Origin of the sequence: Brevibacillus sp. NPDC058079 (assembly GCF_042885155.1) — a bacterium.
Lineage (GTDB): Bacteria > Bacillota > Bacilli > Brevibacillales > Brevibacillaceae > Brevibacillus.
On sequence record NZ_JBHVSO010000003.1, the window covers coordinates 307,076 to 329,869 of the forward strand.

At 48.7% G+C, this 22,794-nt stretch carries 19 protein-coding genes; 8 read left to right on the forward strand and 11 right to left on the reverse strand.

Going from position 1 to position 22,794, the window contains the following annotated elements; translation table 11 throughout:
- Nucleotides 1-37: 37 nt before the first annotated feature.
- From ACFVS2_RS11620 to ACFVS2_RS11640, 5 genes are all read right to left on the reverse strand, one after another.
- A complete protein-coding gene (locus tag ACFVS2_RS11620; protein ID WP_173619074.1) occupies nt 38-628 on the reverse strand; it encodes a fatty acid metabolism transcriptional regulator FadR in 591 nt (196 codons plus the stop codon).
- A 151-nt stretch (nt 629-779) separates the two neighbouring features.
- Complete coding sequence (locus tag ACFVS2_RS11625; protein ID WP_390233934.1) at nt 780-2,480, reverse strand: AMP-binding protein; 1,701 nt, start codon at nt 2,478-2,480, stop codon at nt 780-782.
- Nucleotides 2,481-2,684: 204 nt separating this feature from the next.
- The gene (locus tag ACFVS2_RS11630) at nt 2,685-3,674 is read right to left on the reverse strand and encodes an LCP family protein (RefSeq protein WP_390233936.1); all 990 of its coding nucleotides are present in this window, start codon (nt 3,672-3,674) and stop codon (nt 2,685-2,687) included.
- Nucleotides 3,675-3,727: 53 nt separating this feature from the next.
- The gene (locus ACFVS2_RS11635) at nt 3,728-4,903 is read right to left on the reverse strand and encodes an acetyl-CoA C-acetyltransferase (protein WP_390233939.1); all 1,176 of its coding nucleotides are present in this window, start codon (nt 4,901-4,903) and stop codon (nt 3,728-3,730) included.
- A 64-nt stretch (nt 4,904-4,967) separates the two neighbouring features.
- Complete coding sequence (locus tag ACFVS2_RS11640; RefSeq protein WP_173619078.1) at nt 4,968-5,891, reverse strand: 50S ribosomal protein L11 methyltransferase; 924 nt, start codon at nt 5,889-5,891, stop codon at nt 4,968-4,970.
- Nucleotides 5,892-6,321: 430 nt separating this feature from the next.
- On the opposite strand from ACFVS2_RS11640, the gene csaB reads away from it, so the two are divergent.
- The gene (csaB, locus tag ACFVS2_RS11645) at nt 6,322-7,419 is read left to right on the forward strand and encodes a polysaccharide pyruvyl transferase CsaB (RefSeq protein WP_173619079.1); all 1,098 of its coding nucleotides are present in this window, start codon (nt 6,322-6,324) and stop codon (nt 7,417-7,419) included.
- A 24-nt stretch (nt 7,420-7,443) separates the two neighbouring features.
- Entirely contained in the window at nt 7,444-8,295 is an 852-nt protein-coding gene (locus tag ACFVS2_RS11650; RefSeq protein ID WP_390233943.1) for a class I SAM-dependent methyltransferase, read from the forward strand.
- A gap of 57 nt (nt 8,296-8,352) precedes the next feature.
- Here the strand turns inward: ACFVS2_RS11650 and ACFVS2_RS11655 are convergent, their stop codons facing one another.
- Nucleotides 8,353-10,005: a putative polysaccharide biosynthesis protein gene (locus ACFVS2_RS11655; protein WP_173619081.1), complete on the reverse strand. Its 1,653-nt coding sequence runs from the start codon at nt 10,003-10,005 to the stop codon at nt 8,353-8,355.
- Between the two features lie 246 nt (nt 10,006-10,251).
- Here ACFVS2_RS11655 and ACFVS2_RS11660 point away from each other — a divergent pair, with 246 nt between their 5' ends.
- Nucleotides 10,252-11,628, forward strand: a complete 1,377-nt coding sequence (locus tag ACFVS2_RS11660; protein WP_390233946.1) for a phenylacetate--CoA ligase family protein — start codon at nt 10,252-10,254, stop codon at nt 11,626-11,628.
- On the opposite strand, the gene murJ is transcribed toward ACFVS2_RS11660, so the two are convergent.
- The gene (murJ, locus tag ACFVS2_RS11665; RefSeq protein ID WP_390233948.1) at nt 11,603-13,129 is read right to left on the reverse strand and encodes a murein biosynthesis integral membrane protein MurJ; all 1,527 of its coding nucleotides are present in this window, start codon (nt 13,127-13,129) and stop codon (nt 11,603-11,605) included. The two genes, ACFVS2_RS11660 and murJ, sit on opposite strands and share 26 nt — an antisense overlap.
- A gap of 188 nt (nt 13,130-13,317) precedes the next feature.
- On the opposite strand from murJ, the gene ACFVS2_RS11670 reads away from it, so the two are divergent.
- The 3 genes from ACFVS2_RS11670 to ACFVS2_RS11680 are packed head-to-tail and all read left to right on the forward strand — an operon-like array spanning nt 13,318 to nt 17,024.
- Nucleotides 13,318-14,580 (forward strand): O-antigen ligase family protein, encoded by a 1,263-nt coding sequence (locus ACFVS2_RS11670; protein WP_390233950.1) that lies wholly within the window; start codon nt 13,318-13,320, stop codon nt 14,578-14,580.
- 4 nt (nt 14,581-14,584) lie between these two features.
- On the forward strand, nt 14,585-16,213 hold the full coding sequence (locus ACFVS2_RS11675; protein WP_390233952.1) for a hypothetical protein: 1,629 nt from the start codon (nt 14,585-14,587) through the stop codon (nt 16,211-16,213).
- Nucleotides 16,206-17,024, forward strand: a complete 819-nt coding sequence (locus ACFVS2_RS11680; protein WP_390233955.1) for a hypothetical protein — start codon at nt 16,206-16,208, stop codon at nt 17,022-17,024. The genes ACFVS2_RS11675 and ACFVS2_RS11680 overlap by 8 nt, the downstream gene beginning before the upstream one ends.
- A 150-nt stretch (nt 17,025-17,174) precedes the next feature.
- On the opposite strand, the gene ACFVS2_RS11685 is transcribed toward ACFVS2_RS11680, so the two are convergent.
- Entirely contained in the window at nt 17,175-18,524 is a 1,350-nt protein-coding gene (locus tag ACFVS2_RS11685; protein ID WP_390233957.1) for a glycosyltransferase family 4 protein, read from the reverse strand.
- Between the two features lie 211 nt (nt 18,525-18,735).
- Here ACFVS2_RS11685 and ACFVS2_RS11690 point away from each other — a divergent pair, with 211 nt between their 5' ends.
- Together ACFVS2_RS11690 and ACFVS2_RS11695 are read left to right on the forward strand one after the other, a co-directional pair.
- A complete protein-coding gene (locus ACFVS2_RS11690; protein WP_390233960.1) occupies nt 18,736-19,869 on the forward strand; it encodes a glycosyltransferase in 1,134 nt (377 codons plus the stop codon).
- Between the two features lie 162 nt (nt 19,870-20,031).
- Complete coding sequence (locus ACFVS2_RS11695) at nt 20,032-20,859, forward strand: M55 family metallopeptidase (RefSeq protein ID WP_173619089.1); 828 nt, start codon at nt 20,032-20,034, stop codon at nt 20,857-20,859.
- A gap of 253 nt (nt 20,860-21,112) precedes the next feature.
- On the opposite strand, the gene ACFVS2_RS11700 is transcribed toward ACFVS2_RS11695, so the two are convergent.
- The 3 genes from ACFVS2_RS11700 to ACFVS2_RS11710 form a co-directional block, all read right to left on the reverse strand.
- Nucleotides 21,113-21,313 (reverse strand): cold-shock protein, encoded by a 201-nt coding sequence (locus ACFVS2_RS11700; RefSeq protein WP_007728493.1) that lies wholly within the window; start codon nt 21,311-21,313, stop codon nt 21,113-21,115.
- Nucleotides 21,314-21,419: 106 nt separating this feature from the next.
- Nucleotides 21,420-22,187 carry a DUF4179 domain-containing protein gene (locus ACFVS2_RS11705; RefSeq protein ID WP_390233962.1) on the reverse strand — a complete coding sequence of 256 codons (768 nt, stop codon included), beginning with the start codon at nt 22,185-22,187 and terminating at the stop codon, nt 21,420-21,422.
- Complete coding sequence (locus tag ACFVS2_RS11710; protein WP_390233964.1) at nt 22,166-22,753, reverse strand: sigma-70 family RNA polymerase sigma factor; 588 nt, start codon at nt 22,751-22,753, stop codon at nt 22,166-22,168. The genes ACFVS2_RS11705 and ACFVS2_RS11710 overlap by 22 nt, the downstream gene beginning before the upstream one ends.
- Between the last annotated feature and the right edge of the window lie 41 nt (nt 22,754-22,794).

A 22,794-nucleotide genomic window follows, 5' to 3' on the forward strand; every position in this document is an offset into this window, starting at 1 on the left:
TGTAACAAACGTTTTCATGCAAAAAAAGCTTTTCTTTTCATTCTTTTCCCTTCATACCAAGCAGGAAGAGGTTATGAATGGAATCAACATAAGAGACAAGGTCGTACTTGCACTGTTTCATCACCCAAGATGTCGTCACTTCGTCCAGCGTTCCAAAAATCATTTTTCGCGTAATCCGCACCTCAAGATCGGATCGGAATACGCCCTGTTCCATACCCTCTACGATCACTTCGTCAATGAGGTTGAAATACTGCTTCATCACGTTGCCGATTCCTTCACTAATGATCGGACTGGATTGGCGTAGCTCGATTTGCGTCACTTTCGCCAGATCATGGTCCATGGATAGCTGGCTCAAGTGTGCATGAATGAGTACATACAGCTTTTGCTCAATGGTCGTCGCTTCCGAAATGCGTTTGCGGTTTGTCTCCACAAACAGGCCCATCTTTTCGTTAAACAGTGAAATCAAAATATCATCCTTGTTTTCAAAATAGAGGTATATGGTGCCGTCTGCTACCTTCGCCTCTTTCGCAATTTTCGATACCTGGGCACTGTAATAGCCCTGTTTGGCGATTACTCGAACAGCAGCATCAATAATGGCTTGATACTTTTCCCCCGTTTTCTTTGCCATAACTACCTCCATGTTTACTAACATTGATGATGAAATGAATGATCACTCATTCATAATTAGTGTAATACAGGGCCACTCCTCTGTCAATCGCAAGAGGTCAGCAAAAAAGGCCGCTTTCCGCCTGGGATCGCAAGCCTCAAAACATCAGCTACTAGCTCGTTTTGATTTCTTCCTGGGCTTCTCTTTTCTTCTTGTCTTCTTCTTGTAATTGACGACGTAATACTTTTCCGACCATGGTTTTAGGCAAATCTGTACGAATCTCGTATTGTCTCGGAATCTTATAGGCGGCAAGTCTCTGTCTGCAATGCGCTTCCAGATCCTCTTCACTCGCGAGCTGTCCATCCTTGAATACGACGTATGCTTTGACTGTTTCGCCCCGGTACGGATCTGGGACACCGATGACTGCTGCCTCCTGGATGGCGGGATGCTCAAACAGAACTTCTTCTACTTCGCGCGGATAAATATTGAAGCCACCGGCAATTATCATGTCTTTTTTGCGATCTACGATATAGAAATAGCCGTTTTCGTCCATATAGCCCATATCTCCCGTCAAAAACCAGCCATCCTTCAATACGGCAGCAGTATCTTCTGGGCGATTCCAATAGCCGAGCATGACTTGGGGTCCTTTTACGGCCAACTCCCCGACCTCGCCTTGGGGCATCGCTTCTCCTGTTGCCGTATCTACAATTCGGCAATCCGTATCTGGCCATGGCATTCCGATGCTTCCGGTAATGCCTTTTTCCCAAATGGGATTAGAATGTGTTACAGGAGAAGCCTCCGTCATCCCGTAACCCTCGACCAGCTTGCCGCCCGTCAACTCCTCAAATTTGAGCTTGACTTCGATCGGCAACGGGGCTGATCCACTGACACATGCGTCGATGGAAGAAAGATCATGCTTCTTCAAGTCCGGGTGGTTGATGAGACCGATATACATGGTGGGTGCCCCTGGGAAAAGCGTAGGCTTCCGTTTATCAATCATTTCAAATATTTGTTTCACGTCGAATTTGGGAACGAGAATAATTTCTGCTGCGATACAAATGCCTTTGTTCATCACGGTAGTCATCCCATACACGTGGAACAGTGGGAGCACACACAGAATCCGTTCCTGTCCCTTTTTTAGCTTGTAAAGGACCGCTTGGCACTGGACTGCATTCGCAATGAGGTTGGCGTGCGTCAGCATGACGCCTTTGGCAACACCTGTTGTCCCCCCTGTATACTGGAGGAGTGCGATGTCCTGGGTCGGATCGACTGGTACTTCAACAGGCTTGGTAGCGCTTTCTTTTAATACAGAAAGAAAAGGCTCAATATCTGCGCTGTATGTAACCTGCGGATTTTGTCCTTGTTTCTTCTGCACGAACGGATATAGCCATTTTTTCAATAAGGGAAGGAAATCGCCAATGCTTGTGATGATGATTCGTTGAAGTGAGGTAGATGCACGGACTTGGGTAACACGTTTGTACAACAAATCCAGTGTGATGATGGTCTCGGCGCCTGAATCGTTCATTTGGTGAATCAATTCTCGCTCGGTATACAGCGGGTTGGTCATGACCACGATCGCGCCTGCAAAAAGCGCTCCGTAGTAGCTGATGACGGCTTGAGGAGTATTTGGCAGCATAATCGCCACGCGGTCGCCTTTCTTTACACCGCGCTTGATCAATGCATTGGCAAATTGGTATGACAACTGCAAAAGCTCTCGATACGTAATGCTTTTTCCCATGAAATAGATCGCGTTACTGTCTGGATACATAGCTGCAGACTGCTCCAGAAAATGCGTCAAAGGAACACGGGGGTAATCCAATGACGGCGCAGTTTCGGGCGGGTAATTGGCAATCCAAGGCTTGGCATTTGACATGGTCATTCCCTCCATCCCTTAAATGGCCTTGCCTCTCCCTATGATCTACATTCATAATCTCTTCCTAATGACTATTGTATTCGAAACATATTCAATTTTCCAACTAAAATCATGTACTTTCCATCTGGGACAAGACCATTCGACGAAAAAAAGGACGCAGCCCTTGATGAAAGCCGTGTCCTCTGCCCTTATGCTCTATATGTCTTACCGTGTTACTTCCTTGATAATTTGCTGGCGTGCTCTTTCCCGTTCAGCTGTGGGGACGAGATGATACCAGCCAACGATGCCATTATGCCAAATGCGCTCATCCTGCCCGACCAATGTATCAGCTTGAATGGAGTTCGGAGTGCCATCGCCATAGGACAATAACAGAGAGGCGATTTCCTGCTCCGTGAGGTCCGTTTTCACATGCTGACCCAGTATTTCCATGAGTGAAAACGCCTTGGTATACACTTGGAGCGAGGTGCCTTTAGAAGCCAACGCTTTGAGAATCTCCTGCTGTCGGTCAATCCGCATGTAATCACTGTCTTCCTTGCCGAGATCACTTTTGCGATAACGGGCGTAATCCAATGCCTGCTCACCTGATAAAGTCTGCTGCCCTGGTTGAATGTCGATGTACGTGTCGTCGCTCGGATCGCTGTACTTCATTCGTTTCTTCACATCGACAGTGACACCTCCCAGCTCGTCCACAATTTGACGGAAGCCATCGAAATCTACGGAGATATACCGATCAATTTTTAGTTGTAAAAATTTTTCCAGCGATTCTTTCACCATCTTTGGACCACCAAAAGCCATCGCATGGTTCACCTTGTCGTATCCTTTTCCCGGGAGCTCCATGTAGCTGTCACGCGGAATCGCCAAAAGGTAGACGGATTGCTTCCCGGGATGAATCGCCGCAAGCATCATTGTATCTGAACGTGCACTTTCCCCGTCTCGACTATCCACACCAAGAAGTAGGGCGACGAAAGGCTTCAATGGTTCTGTTCCTGTCAAAAGATCACGTGGAGGAAGGGAAACAGCTGCCTGTTTTGCGCTCCCTTTGGCTCCATCAATCGGAGCATACCACTGATTTGTCATTTGCTTATATTGATAGGCACTGTAGGCAACCAGCAGCAACGCCCCGATCGCCAAACAGGATAAGGTATGAAACGCAATCTGTTTTCCATGTCGCTTGAAAAATGACCATATAAACATGACAAAGCCTCCCCCTTTGCTTCCATTTTTAACAGGGGAGACCTCGTTTAAACCTATGTGCGTTCGACAACCATCGCCATACCCATCCCGCCGCCAACACAAAGGGCAGCCAAGCCTCGTTTCAACTGTCGCCGCTTCATTTCGTGCAGCAAGGTTACGACAATTCGGCAGCCAGTAGAACCGACAGGGTGACCTAGCGCGATGCCGCTTCCGTTCACATTCGTTATTTCCCGCTGTAGCTCTAGCAGTTTTTCCACGGCGAGGTATTGCGCGGCAAAGGCTTCGTTTACTTCGATCAGTTCGATATCCGCGAGCGTCAAACCGGCTTTTGCCAATGCACGCTTCACTGCTGGAACGGGTCCATATCCCATCAAATCAGGCTCTACCCCCGCTACCGCCCACGAGACAATTCTGCCGAGTGGTTCGATACCGAGCTCTCTCGCTTTTCCTTCTTTCATCAAAACGGCTGCGGACGCTCCGTCGTTGAGCCCGGAGGCATTGCCTGGCGTCACTGTACCATTGTCACGAAAACTGGGTCTTAGCTTCGCGAGACTTTCCAAGGTCACTCCCCTGCGAGGGAATTCGTCTTCCGTTACGACGATTTCTTCGGAGCGCTTTTTAATTGGGACCCCGATAATTTCTTCGGCAAACATACCGCTGTCTATGGCGCGGATTGCGTTTTGCTGACTGCGCAAGGCAATCTCATCTGACTCCTCGCGCGTGATCCCATAACGATCGACCAGACGTTCTGCCGTCTCGCCCATCAGGATTTGATGGTGGGGGTCTGTTAACAACTCCCACATCGCATCGGTCATTTCCCCATGTGTTAATCGTTTGCCCCAGCGCGCATTTTTCAGGACATACGGGGCGTTGCTCATGCTCTCTACGCCGCCTGCCAAGACGATTTCACTGTCGCCTAAAAGGATTTGGGAAGCGCCGCTCGCAATCGCTTGCATGCCGGACGCACATTGACGTTGAATCGTGAAGCCCGTCACTTCTTTCCCCAATCCTGCATCCAATGCTGCCACTCGCGCTATGTTCGGCTCGTCTGTACGTTGAATGCAATTTCCTAAAATGACTTCATCGATTTGAGAAGCTTCCAGGCCAGATCGAGCCATGACACCACGAATGACGGTTTCTGCCAGCTTGCGAGCGCTTACATCTTTCAGGACACCACCAAACGTACCGATTGGCGTACGTCCGGCAGCAGCAATGACAACCTGCTCCATTGGTTTTCCCCTCCATTGAGTAACCTTTTTCTTTATTGTCTCACACGGAAGTTACAGGACGGTTCTAAGCGATGTTTTTCAATACAACGGTGACCCATTCGTCTTGTTGACTTTCTTTCTCTACTTGGAAGCCTGCCTGTTCAAATGTGGCGATGACAGCTTCCCGATTCCATTCGACAATTCCGGAGAGAATCAAAGTTCCTCCAGGTGCCATTCGTTCCGTAATCATCGGAAGCATCGCGACATTTTCATCGCCTCCGATGTTGACCAGAATGACATCAGCTTGGTCAGGCAATTGGGATTTCACTGCGTCCTCGCTCGCATCTCCAATCACGACTTGTACAGCGTGGTCAGGAAGGTGGTTATTCGTCGCATTGACGAGAATCTGATACTCGCTTTGTGGATTAATATCAACGGCCCATACAGGATGCTTCGTTCCATTCAAAGCGCAGTACAAAGAGAGAATTCCTGAGCCAGCTCCTATATCAATGACTTGCTTACCCTCCAGATCCATTTCTTGCAAAAACAAAAGAATGTCCTGCGTCGTTCCATGATAGCCAGTTCCGAAGGCTGCACCTGGATCGATCCATAGGATATGCCGAGCTGACTCCAGCGCTGCGGGGTCCGTCCACGTTGGTGCCACCCACCAGTCTCCTATCTTGACTTCCCGGAACTCATCTTTCCACGATTCATTTTCTTCAGCTACGAGTTCTACTTCTTTTATGGTGACTTGTCCATTCCAGCGTTGAATGTAGGTCTTCAGGCGAGCTACATGCTCCTCTTCAAGATCGTTCTGGGGTTCAAACAAATAGCCAACAAGTGGACCTTCCGTATTTTCTGCGTAATCATATCCGTTTTCCGTTGTCAGTACTTCGATTTGCGGTTCGATCCAGCCAAGCGTGTAGGAGCTGGTCAAAACCTCTGCCACAAATAAATCCTCAATCTCTGGTTCCACTAGTAATGTGTATTTGAGCCACATGCTTTCCATGATGAAAAATGCTCCTTCCCTTTTGCTGTTATTCGCCCCTATTCTTGCGGACATCTATTCACTTATATGTGGATGGCAAGGATGATAGAGAACATGGTATGATAGTAGAATGGACTAACATAACCGCAGGGAGGCTTACCATGTTTGACGAATTTTTTTACCGTCGCCGCAAAAATAAGGGGCTATTCATCGTCATGATTGCCCTCATTGTTCTTGGCATCGGCATGTTCGGTATGGGTTTCCTCTATATGTTCTCGTAAGTCGGAACAACATCATTATACCCTACGAACAGCGCTGCACCCACTGTATCCGTCCAAACAATTGGGGCGTGAAGTTTTCTACTGTGGTTGCTTTACTTCCCCTTGTTTACTCGATTATACTTGAGAATGTATTTTTCCTGTACGTTTGATATAGAAAGAAGGTTCACTCCATGTCGCGAATTCTCATCTCCGGGTACTACGGCTTTAATAATGCCGGAGACGATGTGGTCCTGTACGGCATCATCAGCTCTCTTAAGCGGGAACAACCAAATATCTCTCTCGCCGTCTTGTCCAATCAGCCTGATCGGACTGCGGAATTGTTCGGGATTGAAGCCTATAACCGCTGGAGCTTTGGAACCATCGTCCGCGAGCTTTCGCGAAGTGACATGCTGGTGATGGGCGGCGGTACACTGATGCAGGATGTAACTAGTCCTCGCAGTGTCCTCTACTATTTGGGCATCGTCACCATTGCCAAGCTTTTAGGTAAACCCGTGGTCTTTTACGCACAAGGATTTGGCCCCATCCTCCAATCGCTCAGTCGCACGATGATTAAACGCGTGGTGAATCACGTCAACATCATCACGGTTCGCGACTACGAATCAGGGGAGGACTTCAAAGCCTGCGGCGTAAAAAAAGCCCCTATCTATATTACAGCTGACCCTGCTCTGACGATATCCCCAGACGATATTGCAGATCAACGGGGAAAAGAGCTGCTCCACGGTATGTTTGATGATCCTTCCAAGCCTTTAGTCGCCATCTCTGTCCGGGACTGGAAGCAGGAACAGCACTTCAAACAGAAGATAGCCCGAGCAGCAGATTGGTTTATCATGCGCGGATGGAATGTTCTCTTCCTGCCGATGCATGTCCCTAGCGATTTGGCACCGTCTCAGGAAATCATGGACCAGATGAGCCAACCAGGAGCACGTCTTCTCGATGCGCCTGTAACTTTTCATGACATTATGTCCGTACTGAAGCAATGCAACTACGTCGTTGGTATGAGGCTTCACTCGCTTATTCTTGCGTGCATGCTGCGAATCCCTTTTATCGGCATCTCCTACGATCCGAAAATTGATCGATTCGTAGAACGCGCTGGAATGCCCAATGCTGGTCATATTACTGAACTCGATGAAACTACACTTTTGACCTTGCTCGCTGAAAAACTGGACAACCTCGATCACGAAATTGATGTGGTAACAAAGCATTCCCATCTGTTAGCAATCGAAGCTTCCAAAAGCAGTGAACTTGTTCTACAGGCGCTGCGTAAATAAGGCTGACCTGGAAAGGAGGACATCATGTCCTTTTCTTCACAAGTGTTACTTGGTTTAAATCGATTATTTCCTCTCCCCGTTCACCCTTTCAACCTGGCAAACAACGGGGAAATGAGCTATACCGAATGGCAATTTCAAAAAGGGGATCAAACTATTCAGTTTTTCCTCCCCTTCCATTCACAGGAGCAAATGTTCCGTGACAAAACGGTTTTGGACATCGGCTGTGGCGGTGGGGGAAAAACCTCCTACTACGCCACGTATGGCCCTAAAAAAATGATCGGCATCGACATCGTCCCCCACTACGCGAAGGAAGGAAATGAATTCGCGAAGAAAAAAGGACTGGATCATCTTGTCTCCTTCATGACTGGTGATGCCGCGAGAATGGACTTCCCAGACAACACTTTCGATACGATCATCATGAATGACGCGATGGAACACGTAGGCGAACCGGAAAAGACGCTGGAGGAATGCTTTCGGGTATTGAAGCCTGGCGGGCATCTCTACATCAATTTTCCGCCGTATTATCATCCATACGGTGCCCATTTGTCAGATGCGATCGGCATTCCTTGGGTGCATGCTCTCTTCTCGGACCAAACCTTGATTGATGCCTATAAAAAGCTAGTCCGTGACTTGCCAGACGGTTCTGACCGGATTGCTTTTCGCTTCGACAAGCTTCCTGATGGCAGAGATACGATCTCGTACATCAATCGCATGACGATCAAACGGTTTCGAAAAATTCAACAAGGCGTGGTGCAGCCTGCGGTTTACCAGCGAGAGATTCCGTTGCGTAATCAGTTGCAGTCCTTGGCGAACTTACCTGCTACCCGTGAATTTTTCGTAAAAATGGTCGTATGTGTTTATCAAAAAGCGAAATAAGCAAGATCACATAAAACCCCTTCCTCCGTTTGTGGAGAAAGGGGTTTTTCGTTTAGATCAATCATTATGCGTATTAGACTTTAACGAGGAAGCCTGCTTCTTCCGAATGAATTGGATAAAGGCGCGCAGCTTGTTTCCGCCTGGTAGCCAGTCCAGTTCCTTATCCTCAATGAGTGGAATGATGATAAGCAGTCCCAAGTAGACAACAAGTCCTACACCGACTCCAGCGACGGTCTCTATCGCTCCCAAAATACGCACTGGTTCTCTTCCTCTGAACAGGAAATCTACTGCCTCAGTCGCTCCCCAAGCCAGAATCAGCATGAGGTTAGCCACCAGTAACGGATAAATGGTATCGAAGCGCCAGTTTATCGGAATCGATACGTAACGGTTGATGACGCGCATATTGAGTACGCAGACAAATGCAGTAGCAATCAGCCATGACAGGGACAAGCCGTCCATACCAAACATCGAGGTAAACACGAGTGTCGCCAGTACTTTTACAATGACACCATACAGCAGATGACGCGCAGGGATTTTTTCTTTGCCGATCCCTTGCAAAATTCCGTTTGTAGCAAGCAACAAGGAAAGCGGGATCGCCGTGATGCCTAAAATCGCCATTGCACGCGTGCCTTCCATATCACCATACAACGCCAGATTGGCCCCTTCAGCTACAGCAGTCAGTCCAAGACCTGCAGGTAGACCGATTAGCCAAGCAAAGCGCAGGGAGAGCTTGGTCAAGGTCGTAATCCGTTCCTGATCCTTTTGTCTGATCGCTTCGGCAATAGCAGGCACGATCGAGAGGGCAATCGACGAACCGAACAAGCTCGCCATTTGCAGAAGAGGTCCTCCCCTGCTGTAAATGCCAAACCACGTATCCGCCGTCAAGCCGTCCACATTCCATATGTAGCGGAAGATGTTAATCGCCAGAAAGGAATCGGTCAGGCTGAAAATCGGGATAACCAAGGCGCTGACACAAATCGGCCAGGCAATTCGCCACATCGAGGCGAAGAAAGCACGATCATACCACCAACTAAGGCGCCCCCACTCTGCCCCACTAAATACGGAATTTTTCCGGTTGTGGAGCCACATGAGTAACGCTAGAAACCCGAGACTTAAAAATGTACTGATCATCGTACCGAAGTTGACACCGGTAATCACCGTATCCGTATCTTCACCGAGTGACACGAGATACAGGGAAGCTACCAAAATAAATACGACACGCAACGTCTGCTCTACGATTTGCGAGAGCCCGACAAACAACATTTTTTGATGGCCGTAGAAAAAGCCACGAATAACCGCAATCAAGGGAACGAACAGCAGCGACATAGAAATCGCCCGAATTGGCTCAATCAAATGCGGATTCCCCATGAGCTTTGCGATCAGTGGGGAGCTTACGTACAGGAGTGCAAACAAGACAAGTCCGATGGCGCCCATCATGACCATGCTACGGGCCAAAATTTGTCCAATAGAGCCTTGTTTTCCTTCAGCCAATGCCTCTGCAATCACCCTCGACAATGCTACTGGCACACCTGCTGTCGCCAATATGAGAAAGGTCAGGTAGAGAGGATATACTTCCTGATAGAGTCCGAGACCTCTGTCGCCCACTATCTCCTGAAGCGGAATCCGATAAAACATCCCGATAACTTTTGACAAAATCCCCGCTACGGCTAAGATCAACGCTCCCGCGAGAAAATGACTTTTTTTCAACATGGGTAACTCCTTTATTCGTCTCTTTGACTGGATACCCGTGGGGCAGCACCAATCGACATGAACCCACTTTCTATCCTACTATCATTTCCCTCTTCCAGCAAACAGGTATATCGATGGAATTTCGCAGGAATACTGGTGAAAAACAGATTCCATTGATTTTTGTGAAAAACGTGTCGACGTTTTTCATTAGACAGAATGTGACCGCTTGCGGTCTGCCTGTGTGATCTGTGAGTAGGAGGGAATATTATGCCCACAACCGGATTTTTGATCCGCCATGTACAGTGGCCGTTAATGGAGGCTTTGAAAGGAAATCTCATCCGTCCTTACATGAAAGAATTGCAAGCAGCTCAGCATCTATCTGCCGAAGAACTTAACGTGCAGCAGCGAGAAAAGCTGGTGCAGCTACTCGATCATGCGATACAAAACGTACCAGCCTACACTACCTTCGCCCCAGACTGGAGAAAAATGCGCGAGATGCCTGAACGTTTTTTGCAGCGTATTCCTGTTCTGACCAAAGCACACTTTCGGCAACACGCTGATCAATATATGAGCCAAGGCCTACAAACAAGCGGGCTCATTGGAAATCGTACAGGAGGCTCCACAGGTGAGCCTACCCATTTTTATCTCGATCGTCCAACTGTCGAGCGATATGAAGCTGCGCGCTGGTTGGGGCTATCCTGGTACGGCATTCGCATAGGTGACCCATGTGTGATGATTTGGGGTTCGCCACTCGAATTAAACGCCCAGCAAGCTCGCCGCTATCGCTGGAAGGAGCGCTGGTTGAAAAACCGCATGATGATTTCTGCCTATGAACTGGACGAAAGACATGTAGAAGCAAACCTGCGCCTCATCCGGAATTTCCAACCAGTCTATTTGTACGGTTACGCCTCCGCACTTCATACGCTCGCCACGATGATGCTACGACGCGGCTTGACACTCGGAATCCCACTCAAAGCCGTGGTCTCTACAGCAGAAAGCCTGCACGAACACCAACGGCAAACGATTTTCCAAGCTTTTGATGCGCCTGTTGTGAATGAATACGGCGCCCGTGACGGCGGAATTATCGCCTATCAATGCAAGGCAGGGAGCATGCATGCCTTTTCAGGGAACTGTTATTTGGAGGTAGTCGATCCCATTACGCATATTCCCGTCTACAAAGGGCACCCAGGAGCACTGCTTGTCACAGACCTGCACAATACCGTCATGCCTCGCCTGCGCTACCAATTAGGAGATGTCGTCGCGCTTTCTGATTCAGCCTGCTCATGCAATCTCCCTTTTCCACTGCTTGCTACGATCGATGGCAGAGAAGACGACATGTTCCTATCGCAAAACGGACGGTACGTGCACGGACATTATTTCAATCACATCGTGCGCAATATGGATAGCTTCCGCACCTTCCAGATCGTTCAGCATGAGCCGGAGCGACTGAGCCTGAGACTGGTAAAGGAGCCCGAACGTTTTTTACCTGCCGATGAAGCCAAGCTTTTGGCAGGAATTCGCTCGGCGTTAGGTCAAGTGAGCATCCAAGTTACTTACGTGGAGACCATTCCCCCTGCAAGCTCGGGTAAGACTCGTTATGCAATCCGGGAATTCCCGCTTACGAGCGCCCTCCCGCTGGAGTAGACCGCTTGCGTACTTTTTGCAGCAGCTCTGATACAAGTGGCTCGCGAACCAAAATGAGCACCACGAGATATAAAAGAGCCGCACCAATAATTCCTAGCGGCAAGTACAACCAGACAGGCCATACGGATAACCATGGATCGACGAGCAAAATAGCACCGGCCATAACTGCGCAGCCCAAAATGGTTTTCCCGGCAGTCATGAGGAAATTCGCCCGTACAGGACTGCCTACCACCCTCCATAGCAAAACAAACAGCAGCAGTGCTTGACTGATAGCCGAAACTGCATTAGCCAGGGCAATTCCGCCATGACCAAGCAATGGAATAAGCAACCAGTTGGCAAGGGCATACACACCGATCCCGATCGCCCCGATAATAACGGGTGTCTTCGTGTTTTCCAGTGCATAAAAGGCGCGAGTCAACAAGTCTCTCGATGCTAAAAAGAAAAGTCCCACGCCGTAAAACGGCAGTGCCCACGCTGTCAAAGCGACAGAACGCTCATCAAACGCACCGCGCTCAAAAGCTAGTCGGATGATAGGCTCTGCGTATAGCGCAAGTCCGACCGTCACGGGCAACAGCAAAATGAGGAGATAGGCAAGTCCCTTTTGCAAGATTTGCTTCATCTCTGTCATTTCCCCCCGCTTGACGTGACTTGCCAACAGTGGGAATAACGGCAACGTAAACGCCCCAACAAAAATAGCCAGAGGCAATTGCATGATCTGGTTCGCATTGGCGAGAGCGGAAACGACACCCGTTCCGAGACCTTCTGCGAAGCCTCGCTCTAAAAAGGTTGTGGCCTGAGCTACAACCGCACCAATCAAAATCGGAATAACCCGCTCACCCATGCCTTTGAGAGAAGCGTCTTCACGCCAAGCGAAAGAGAAGCGGTGCTGATAGCCGTATCCGCGCAAAGTCGGGAGAATCGGCAACAGTGCAGCCAAGTAACCGATTGTCGTAGCCATCGCCAATCCAATGGGACCATACATCGGCACGAGCACATACATGCTGACAATCACCAAAGCTCCATTGACTACCGTTCCAAGCGTCGGTGTAAAGAAATGCTGGTGAGCATTGCAAATACTCGACCACAGCCCTGTTAACCCGATGAAAATAGCTGATGGCCACATCCATTGCAGCATGCTAGCCGTGAGTTCCAGCTTCTCACCTGTCAGTCCGAACATCGCAGCAAGCTGGTAAGAAAAGACCACTCCTAAGACAGACAGAGCAACGAATACGCCCAAAATGATCGTGAGCATCTTCTGATACAACTCAGTCGTCCGCTCTCCTTTTTCCATCATGCCGCGCATCGTCGGAATCAGTACAGCATTGACCGCTCCCGGTATGACCAAGAACAGCGTCAGCGGGATCGTTGCCGCGATATTAAACGCATCTGCCTCCATCCCCGTACCGTACAAGCTCGATACATACACACTGCGAAAAAAGCCTAGAAGCCTTCCAACGAGAGTCAGCACGACAATCATGGAAGCGATTTTTAACAAACTCATGTCCACTTTTCTCCTATCCCTATTCGAAACCCTACGTTCCAGGCTTGGTTCTAACCCTCAAACTACCTAGTTATCATATCTTATTTCTACCTTTCCTACCAACCTCTTTCCCCCCGGCTTGCTACTGGGTTGTCAGATTCATTATAATAGGTAGGTTAATCCCTACCTGTAGGAGGACTACAATAAAAATGAGAGAAACCGTGTTGAAGTGGGGAAGCCAATCATCTACGTGGTTGTATTTGCTGTTGGCCTATCCAGTAATCGATTACGTCTTGCGACAGATTCTACCGATTCCAGTCATATCTTCTTTGTGGGATGAAGGACTGCTCATCGTTCTGATGCTGTTTACATTCGTTGCGTTTTTACAGTCAAATCGGACGATGCCTGGAATCAAACATTGGCTTGGAGCCTTTTTCATCCTCGGAGTTGCCATCATGGTGACAGACATGGCGAACTGGGAAGCGAGCGTAGAAGGATTCCGTTCCGTCTACCAGTACATCCTCGCCTTTTTCATGGGCTTCTATTTATTGAGGTCGATGGAAGACCTGGACAAGTTCATGAAGGGACTTGTGCTGGTTGGTTTCGTAGCGGCACTGTATGGTATCTTGCAAGTCATCGTAGGCGTCAAAACACCTGAATCATGGGTGCAGGAAGGGGAAGCAGTTACAACGCGTGCATTCTCCTTCGTAACAAGCCCGAACGTATTGGGCAGCTATATGGCGTTGGTTACACCGATTGCCGCTGGTCTATTCATGACAGCGAAGGATCGCAAGCAAAAATGGATTTGGGCCATCGTTGCGCTGACGACTTTGCTCGCCATGCTGTTAACAAGTTCCCGCGGTTCTTGGTTTGCCCTTGCCTTTGCTGCATTTGTTTGCTTCTACATATGGAACAAACGAGTAGCAGGATACTTGGTGATCGCAGGAATTATCGGGATTGTAGCCCTATTCTTCGTTCCTGATTCTGTTCCGCTTGTCGGAAAAGTAAAAGATCGCATTTTCACGCTGTTTACACCTGAATACTTCGAATCTAGCAGCCAAGGCGGACGTATTGGTCGTTGGGGCGAAGCCTATGACAAGATGCGCATTGAGCCATTGTTTGGCGTCGGTCTCGGTCATCACGGCGGTGCAGTTGCTACGCGCCATTTCGGAACGATTTATTCAGATAGTTATTTCTTCAAAAGCTTGGCGGAATACGGTCTGATCGGGATCATCCTGTTAATCGGAACCGTGATCACCATGTTCAAGTATGGCGCCGGACTTATCCGCAACCTCCAAGGCTCGCCGCACTTTTTCGCGATTCTCGGACTGCTGGGCGGATTAATCGCGATAGCAACGCATAACCTCGTGGAAAACATTTTCGAGGTGCCGTTCATGGCCCTCTATTTCTGGCTGTTTGGCGGCTTCCTGTGCGCATTATTCGTCGACCAGACACAAAACAAAAGGTGGTGAGGGCATGCGCCGGAATCCTATTCTCGAAACGATAAGCTGGGCGCTGTACGCCATTGCCCTGTTTCTGATTTACCATTTGCTCGTGAAACCAGCGTTCCTTGATTTAACATGGATTGCTGTACTCATTTTCCTGCCACTGCTAGCTTTTTGCTACTTCGTGGTCCATCCGTCAGAACGTCGTCAAGTGCTTGTGTTTACCATCGGCTTCTTGCTCTTGGATCGTGCGCTGACACGCGTCGATGTGAAAACGACTGCTGCTCTGTTGATCGGTGGAGCAATCGCAGTCATCGTGATTGCCCTTCTCGTGAAATGGTATGGGCGCCTCAACTGGCGTGCAGTCGGCTCGTTAGTTCTGATCGCCCTCTTGGCGAATGTGACGTTCAACAGAGATACACTGACTGCACTGAGCAACTTCACTGTGAAATACGAGTCTGAGCGTTTATACAACGGAGATTGGGTGGATTACTTCCCGCTTACGCTGCATGACGTCAATGGCGATGGCAGCATGGAGATCATCACGTACGGCAATGCCGAGGAGCTTCCACTTCCTGAAGAAATTGAAAAGCCAGAGACAGAAGAAGAGAAAAAAGCAATGGCGGAAAAGCTGCGCCACTTGCAGGCGGAACCTGTTTCTCTTTACGTCCTGACCTGGAAAGACGGCCAAATGGTGCGGATGCCGAATGACCAGATCCCAGCAGATACATTGGAGATCATCAAGGAAAAATTGCCGACCGATTACCCGGGCTTCCCGTATTACACGATGAAAGACGGTCAGTTGGTACCGAATGTACAACGCCAACCATATGCAGAAGGCATGATGCAAATCGGAACGGCACCATATCGTGCGTTTATGCTTGATATGGAAAATATCGCAAACCTGCTGGTGGAAAACGAAGGCAGTATGGACCTGCGTCAAACCATCGGCTCGAAATACACGGATCTGCATATCAAGGATGGTATGCTGACAGGAAACTACGATGGCAAGCCTTTTGGCGGCACGACAAAAGCAACCAAGCTGATGACCACCATGATGCTGCCAGATGGCCGCGAGGGACTCGTTGTCATGGGCGAGCACCTGAGTGTACTGTCTGTCGAGCCCGATGGCACACTGACAGAATCGTACACACTGACACGCAAACAGGCTGAATTGGCAACAGGCGAGTTCATTCCTGCCGATATCGACAACGACAAGGTCGATGAACTACTCGTTGCAGGAAAGCCTTCGTACATCTTGAAGCCAAAGCCAGACGGCACGTGGGAGATTTTGTGGGCTAGCGGAGATCGCGACAAGAGCTTCCGCTTCTCTAACTTCGCTACCATCGGCAACAACGCAAAGCCTGAGATCGTAGCCAAAGCAAAGAGCTGGGTAAGTACCACAGATTCTCGCTATTTGGCTGGCTATGACTACACACCAGAGGGTCTGAAACAAAACTGGCGCATTTACATGCCGCTGATCAATGTCCAAATCGGAGATATCGACGGCGACAAGAAAAACGAAATCGTTGCGAACATGTACAATACACATCGCATTCTCGTGTTCAAGCAGCACAACATTCCGGTATTCGGACTCACAATCGCACTATTCGTGGGACTCTTGGGATACGGAGTCGTAAGGAGGTTCCGCCATGCGTAAAGCTACGAAAGCATGGGCACTGCTCGCTGCCATCTGCACAGCCTCCCTGCTCGGTGGCTGCACCTATGAATCAGGGACGAAGGCTTTTGCCACCACCAATTTTGACCAGAAGCCAGATCAAACGACCACCGTCCAAACCGAGTCAGGTGCGGAGTGGCTGAAAACGGCACTCGAACGTGGGAAAACGGATAAGGTGGCACAGACCTATTGGTACAAAGGTCATGTAAAAAATACGATCCTGTCCCGCTCCACAACGAGCATGTTCAATGGAGCTGTCATCAACGGGAAAGGCTACAATGTGGATGCACGCATCGCAGCCCAACCGTATTCGTACTATCGGATTCACGACAAACGCTACATCAAGGCAAACGAGCAGTTTGTAACCGCTCCGGATGAGCCGCTTGCCTTCGACGTATTGAAAGGCTTCGAGGACTGGCTGCCTTTCATGGACCAGGCCGTCCAATTACCTGAGGAAAAAGTAATTGGCGTCGTCAGCGTTCCGTTTCAATTGAAAATGACAGGAGCAGAATGGCTGAAAAATAGCCAAAGCCCACTGTTTGAACCATTGAAAAAGCAACTGGGAGAACGCCCTGATCTGGATTACATCTTGAAGGAATCCACGATCAAGACAACGTTTTGGTTCGGCAAGGAAGATCGTCTGATCCACCAGTACGAGACGTGGATCATTCTGCCGCTGCCTGAAGCCGGAACGATGGACCAACAAGTGATGTTCAACCTGTTTAAATACGACGATACTGGTGGAATTCACATCAAAGAACCGGAAGAAGTAGAAAAATATTTGCTGTACTAAAAAAGCCTGCTACATTTGCGTGGTAGCAGACTAATCGGTACGAATCAGGACCTGGCGATCATCGTCAGGTCCTTTTATTTTGAAGCAGAAAAAAGTATGTTTGTCATGAAGAAACCCCGCAGCCTTCATTGGCTCCGGGGCTATGCTGTCCTATTTCTTTACCAATTCATTCATCAATTGCGCCAATTGCTTCGCCTGTTCACGGCGTTCGTACGGTTTCACACGCTCTGCAAAATCCGCTCCGCGTTCCTCGCTACCCGTTTGTCCTTGGGCTTTCCACTCCTGATACAACTTCAAGTACGCTTGCTTGATCTCGTCTTTTTGCTCTGGATCGGCTACTTGTCCGAGACGGAAATCTTCAATAATCTCTGTCGCTTCGCCTCTTTTGTTCAGAGCAAGAATCGGGTTGCCGATCCCCATGTATTCGTAGAGCTTGCCCGGAATATACGCTCCGGCGTCAGCGGACACATCCCCGATCAGCAAGAGGGCATTCGCACCTTTCATCAGTCCGAGCGCTTCTTTATGCGGCAGGTTCCCCAGTACGCGAACGATGTCACCCAGCCCCAATGCTTCTACACAGTCGCGATTTTCGGAATACCCCGGATAATCGAACACCCCGGCAAAGCTGAGCAAGAGATCATTTCGGTCTATTGCTTTTTCATCGATGAGTTCCCGGATGGCTTGCAGGAGAAGGCGTGGGTTGCGCTTTTGATACAAAATACCTGCGTACACCGCATGAAATTTGTTCGGAGCAGCATGGCTGGCAGCCAAACCTTGAAAATCAGCCTGATCAAACCCATTGTAGATCAGCTCCATCCGCTTGATGCGGTCCTGGTGCTTCTCGCGAAAATTATAGGCGAAGGTCGCGGTAACGGTCGTGATCGCATCCGCTTGGGACATCACCGCCTCCTCCATGCGCTCTTCCATGCGCTCTCGCCATTCGATGCCAGAGGTGTGCATATTTTGCGTCCACGGATCACGGAAATCCGCTACCCATTTGCAGCCAAACTCACGGGAAAGCTTTTTCGCAACCAAATGGTTCGTTACTGGTCCCGATGTGGAAAAAATCACGTCGATCTTTTCACGGCGCATAATCTCCCGCCCCAGTTTGAGCGCATTCGGCATCCATAGGATTTGGTCGTCTGGAATCAACAAGAATGGCTTTACTTTTTTCAGCACATTGACGACCTGTTTTTTTACCTTCGCCTTGAACGAAGGCTGCGATGGTGTGGACGTTGTATTGGCACTAGCTGATGCGGCTTGTCCCCCTCGATTCGGTAGCAACTGCCACTCCTTCGCACGGTGAATGGTGACATCACTCGGCAGCTGTGCCAAAAGGGATGGATCGAGCGTCGCATGATAAGCAGGATCTACTGTCAGCACATGGACATTCCAGCCAAACTCCCCCAAATATTTGGCCATTTTCAACGGTCTTGGCACGCCGCCTCCACCAATAGGAGGAAATATGTAGCATATGATCAACACGTTGTGCGTATTCATTTACGTAACCGTCCTTCTCCATTTCAATTTTCCATCATCAACGATACCATAAGTGCTGTCTTATTGCGAATCTAGCGGGCATCTGCTATAGTGAAAATGGCTTTGTTTATAAATGATCGTTCATTTTTTTGGTACACCGCCTCTATTCGGTCGTACCTCCATTTACATACCTCGGTAAGAGGTTTTTTAATTACGATTCGGGTGAATTCAGATGAGCAAATTACGAGTCCTCCACGTGATTGGCGGGGGGGAATTTGGCGGTGCTGAACAACATATTCTCAATTTGGTCACTACTTTTCCTGTCGACGAAGTAGATGTCGCAGTCGTATGCTTCTATGATTCTCTATTCGCGAGTAAATTGCGGGAATCAGGCATCCAAGTCATTACACTGAATCAGTTCGGACGTTTTGACTTACGATTGCTGCAGGCTCTGCGGAATGCCTTTTCCACATTCCAACCAGCGATCATCCATACGCATGGGATTAAAGCCAATTTCTTTTCCCGACTGGCTGCTCGCGGTATGAAGATGCCTTTGCTGACCACTGTTCACAGCTCCCTCCGTTATGATTATACAAGCTCCTTGGCCTATGCCATTGTCAGCATAATGGAAATGAGCACGAGACATTGGAACCGTCATTATATCGCGATCAGTGGTGCGATTGCCGATATTTTACGGGGGCAGGGTGTTCGTTCGGCTGACATTAGCGTGATTTATAATGGAATGGACATGAAGCCTTATCGGCAAAACCATTTACGAGCGAATGACCGCAATCGACTGCGTGCGGAATGGAACATACCAGAGGACGCCTTTTTGTTCGGGACAGCAGCTCGCTTTGTTCCCGTAAAAGGTCTCCCGATTCTGCTCGATGCTTTTCATACGCTTATGACGGACAAGAAAGAGGCCCCTTATCTCGTGTTGATTGGAGACGGCTCTGAACGTGCTGGTCTCGAAGCCAAGGTAAAAGAACTGGGGCTGGAATCACGTGTTCGCTTCGCTGGATTTCGGCAAGATATTCCTGCGTGCTTGCATGCCTTAGATGGTTTTGTCCACTCTTCTCTGTACGAAGGGCTAGGTTATACGATCATTGAGGCGATGGCTTCGGAGGTTCCTGTCGTAGCAAGCAGTGTCGGCGGTGTGAAAGAGTTTGTTTTCGATGGCGAGACGGGGTTGATCGTAGAACCGGGAAATCCCGCTTTGTTGGCGCAAGCAATGGAACGGCTATGGACTTCACCACAGTTGCGTGAGACCATGGTGCAAAACGCGCTGAACAAAGTAGAATCCACTTTTACCATTCAACTCATGACCGAACAAATTGTTGCTCTATATCGTACGTTACTGAAGTAACGAAAAGCACGGTGAAACGCGAACAGCGGGCATCGTGCTTTTTCATATGATTTGTTTGAAGAATCTGTTTTTATGGTTGCCTACTTATGATCAATCTGGTTACATATGAATTGGAACTATTTTGTATAACAAGCTGCACCAGACAGAAAGGGTGAAAATGAGATGAAATTATTTCTTTCGGTAGACATGGAAGGTATTTCAGGTATTGTGGATACGAGCTATATTAACCCAGATTCGGGGGTTAACTATCAGCGTGGCCGCCAGTTTATGACGGACGATGCCAATGCGGTTATTGAAGCTGCACTTGAGTCTGGCGTAACGGAAATTGTTGTAGCAGACAGTCACAACACGATGAACAACATTCTCTGGGAAAAGCTCCATCCAAAAGCGAGACTGTTGGCAGGTTCTCCACGCGATTCATCCATGATGCAAGGACTCGATGAGAGCTTTGATGCAGCGATGTTTATCGGCTATCATACCCGCCAAGGGATTCCTGGCGTGCTCAGTCATACGATGTCCGGTGTTGTCCACAATATGTATATCAACGGACAGGTCGTCGGTGAGTTCGGCTTTAACGCCGCAATTGCGGGCATGCACAACGTTCCTGTTGTCATGGTGTCTGGTGATAATCTCATCGCCGTCGAAGCACAGGAACTGATTCCAGGCATTCAAACAGCGATCGTGAAAGAAGCTGTATCCCGCACAGCTGCTATCTGTCTCTCGCGTGAAGAAGCGACCGCTGAACTGAAGCGCAAGACGGCCAATGCCTTGCGCAACCGGAACAACATCCAGCCATTCCGTACAGCTGTACCTGTAGAACTGGCGATGGAATTCTCGCATGCAGGACAAGCCGAGATGGCCGCAATTGTCCCGGGCACGCGCTATGAAACAGCAACAAACACGATTTATTACAATGCAGCCAATCCGCAAGATATGTACAAAACGATGCGCGCCATGCTGAACCTGGCGTCGGGTGCTGAATTTTTTTAAAAAGCTAAGGGAGGAACGGAAGGGCTGAAATCAGTTCTTCCGTTCTCTTCTTTTTTTCCATTTTTTAATTGGTTTTACGAAGCCACTGAGAAAGAAGCGCATTTCCAGTCCTAGCGCCTCTGGAGCCCACCCTAGCTCAGCAGGGCGTAGGCCGAAGCGTAGACTGGAAATGCGCTTCTTTCCTCCACTGCAGCTACTTCAACCAAATTAAAAAAGCAGACCCATCACCTGAGTCTGCTTGTCGTTTCAGCTTTTATAGTCTCCGAACGTTCGTCGCCTGAGGACCGCGTTGACCGTTTTCTACGTCAAACTCCACCTCTTGCCCTTCGTCCAAGGATTTGTATCCTTCGCCCTGAATAGCGGAGAAGTGAACGAATACGTCATCTCCACCATCACGCTCGATAAAACCGAAACCTTTTTCACTGTTGAACCACTTTACTCTTCCACGTTCCATTTTTGCCTCCTAGCATGTAACCCTTACATGACATTTGAAATATTGTCTTACCTCGGTTACTATTGCCATTTACGAGGCTTATTATACGTGGTCTAGTTTTTTTCTCCTATTTCGCAGCCTTTGTTGCTTCTTCTGCTTTACTCTGGTCCACAATGATTTGTCCCTTCCAGTTGCCCGCTGTTTTGCCGATCCGGTTCACATCGACATTCAAGGTGAGTGGCTGCGGTAGCTTGAATCCACTCGCAAGGAAGGCAAGAACGCCCTCTGGCTTATCGTGATCCGCTATTCCCACCTCTACTTCCTTACCAGACTCGTCAGTTAAGTAGAAAGGCAAATGATCCTCTTTGCTGGTCCCGATAAAGTTTAGGACACTCGTACCTTCCACGCCTTTATCCTGGTACACGGGATTGCCATTTTGTTCGCCTACCACATCTAATCCTGTCGTATCGAACTCGAAAGGCACCAGTTCGCCGTTTTGTTGTTCGATACGATAGTGCAGCAGAACTTTGGATTCTTCCGCATACACTTCCGTAAAATGAATGGTAAATCCTTGATCGGTTATTTTTTGATCGATCGGAATGGACAGCCCTTCTGCCGCTGCTCGCTTAACCCCTTCATCCACCAAACTGTTCAAGTCTTTTGGTTTGTCTGCAAAATATGAAGTTCCATTTAAAGCCGCATATACGCCAGTCGGCAGTACAATAGCAGCAACCAATCCCATCATAACTAATCTTTTTTTCATCATCGTTACAGGCTCCTTTTTTTCGTGATAGCGATGAAAGGACTGCCTGACTCGTTGGTCTACTACATCAGGGATCCTAGTCTCGTCAATTTGTTTGGTGATCGACTGTTTTACGATTTTTTCGATAGACATGTTTGGAGTTCCTCCTCATTCCATTCGACGTCAATCCACTCTCGGATTCGCTTTAATGCCAGATGATTTCTCGATTTTGCTGTCCCTACTGGTATTTGCAGCAGTTCAGCAATCTGATCGTACGTATAATCGTAGTAATACCGATAAATCACGACGATGCGCAGCTTGAACGGGAGCTTTTGGATTGCTTGCTGCATCTCTGTAGCAGACTCCATCGCAAGCATCGGCTCATCCGGAGTTTCGACATGTTGCTCTTCTTCCAAGCTCTGTTTTCGTTCTAACAGACGGAATCTTCTCCAAATCTGTCTACGCCAGTTTTTCACCTGTCTAATGACAATCCCATTCACCCAGAAAAGAAACGGACGCTTGCGATCATAGGCAGGCAGTGATCTCCATAGCTGATAGTAAATTTCGCTTACAATATCATGAACATCTTCTTTATTCGTGACCATGGCTGCTACGGTACCGTAAATTTTTGTCCGCGTCATGCTGTAGACCACCTCAAAAGCTTCCTGGTCTCCATCAAGCAAACGGTCCAGCCACAGTTCTAACATTTGATCATTCATCGGAGGGCCCCCTGAATTTGTATACACCTTGTATTGGCTCT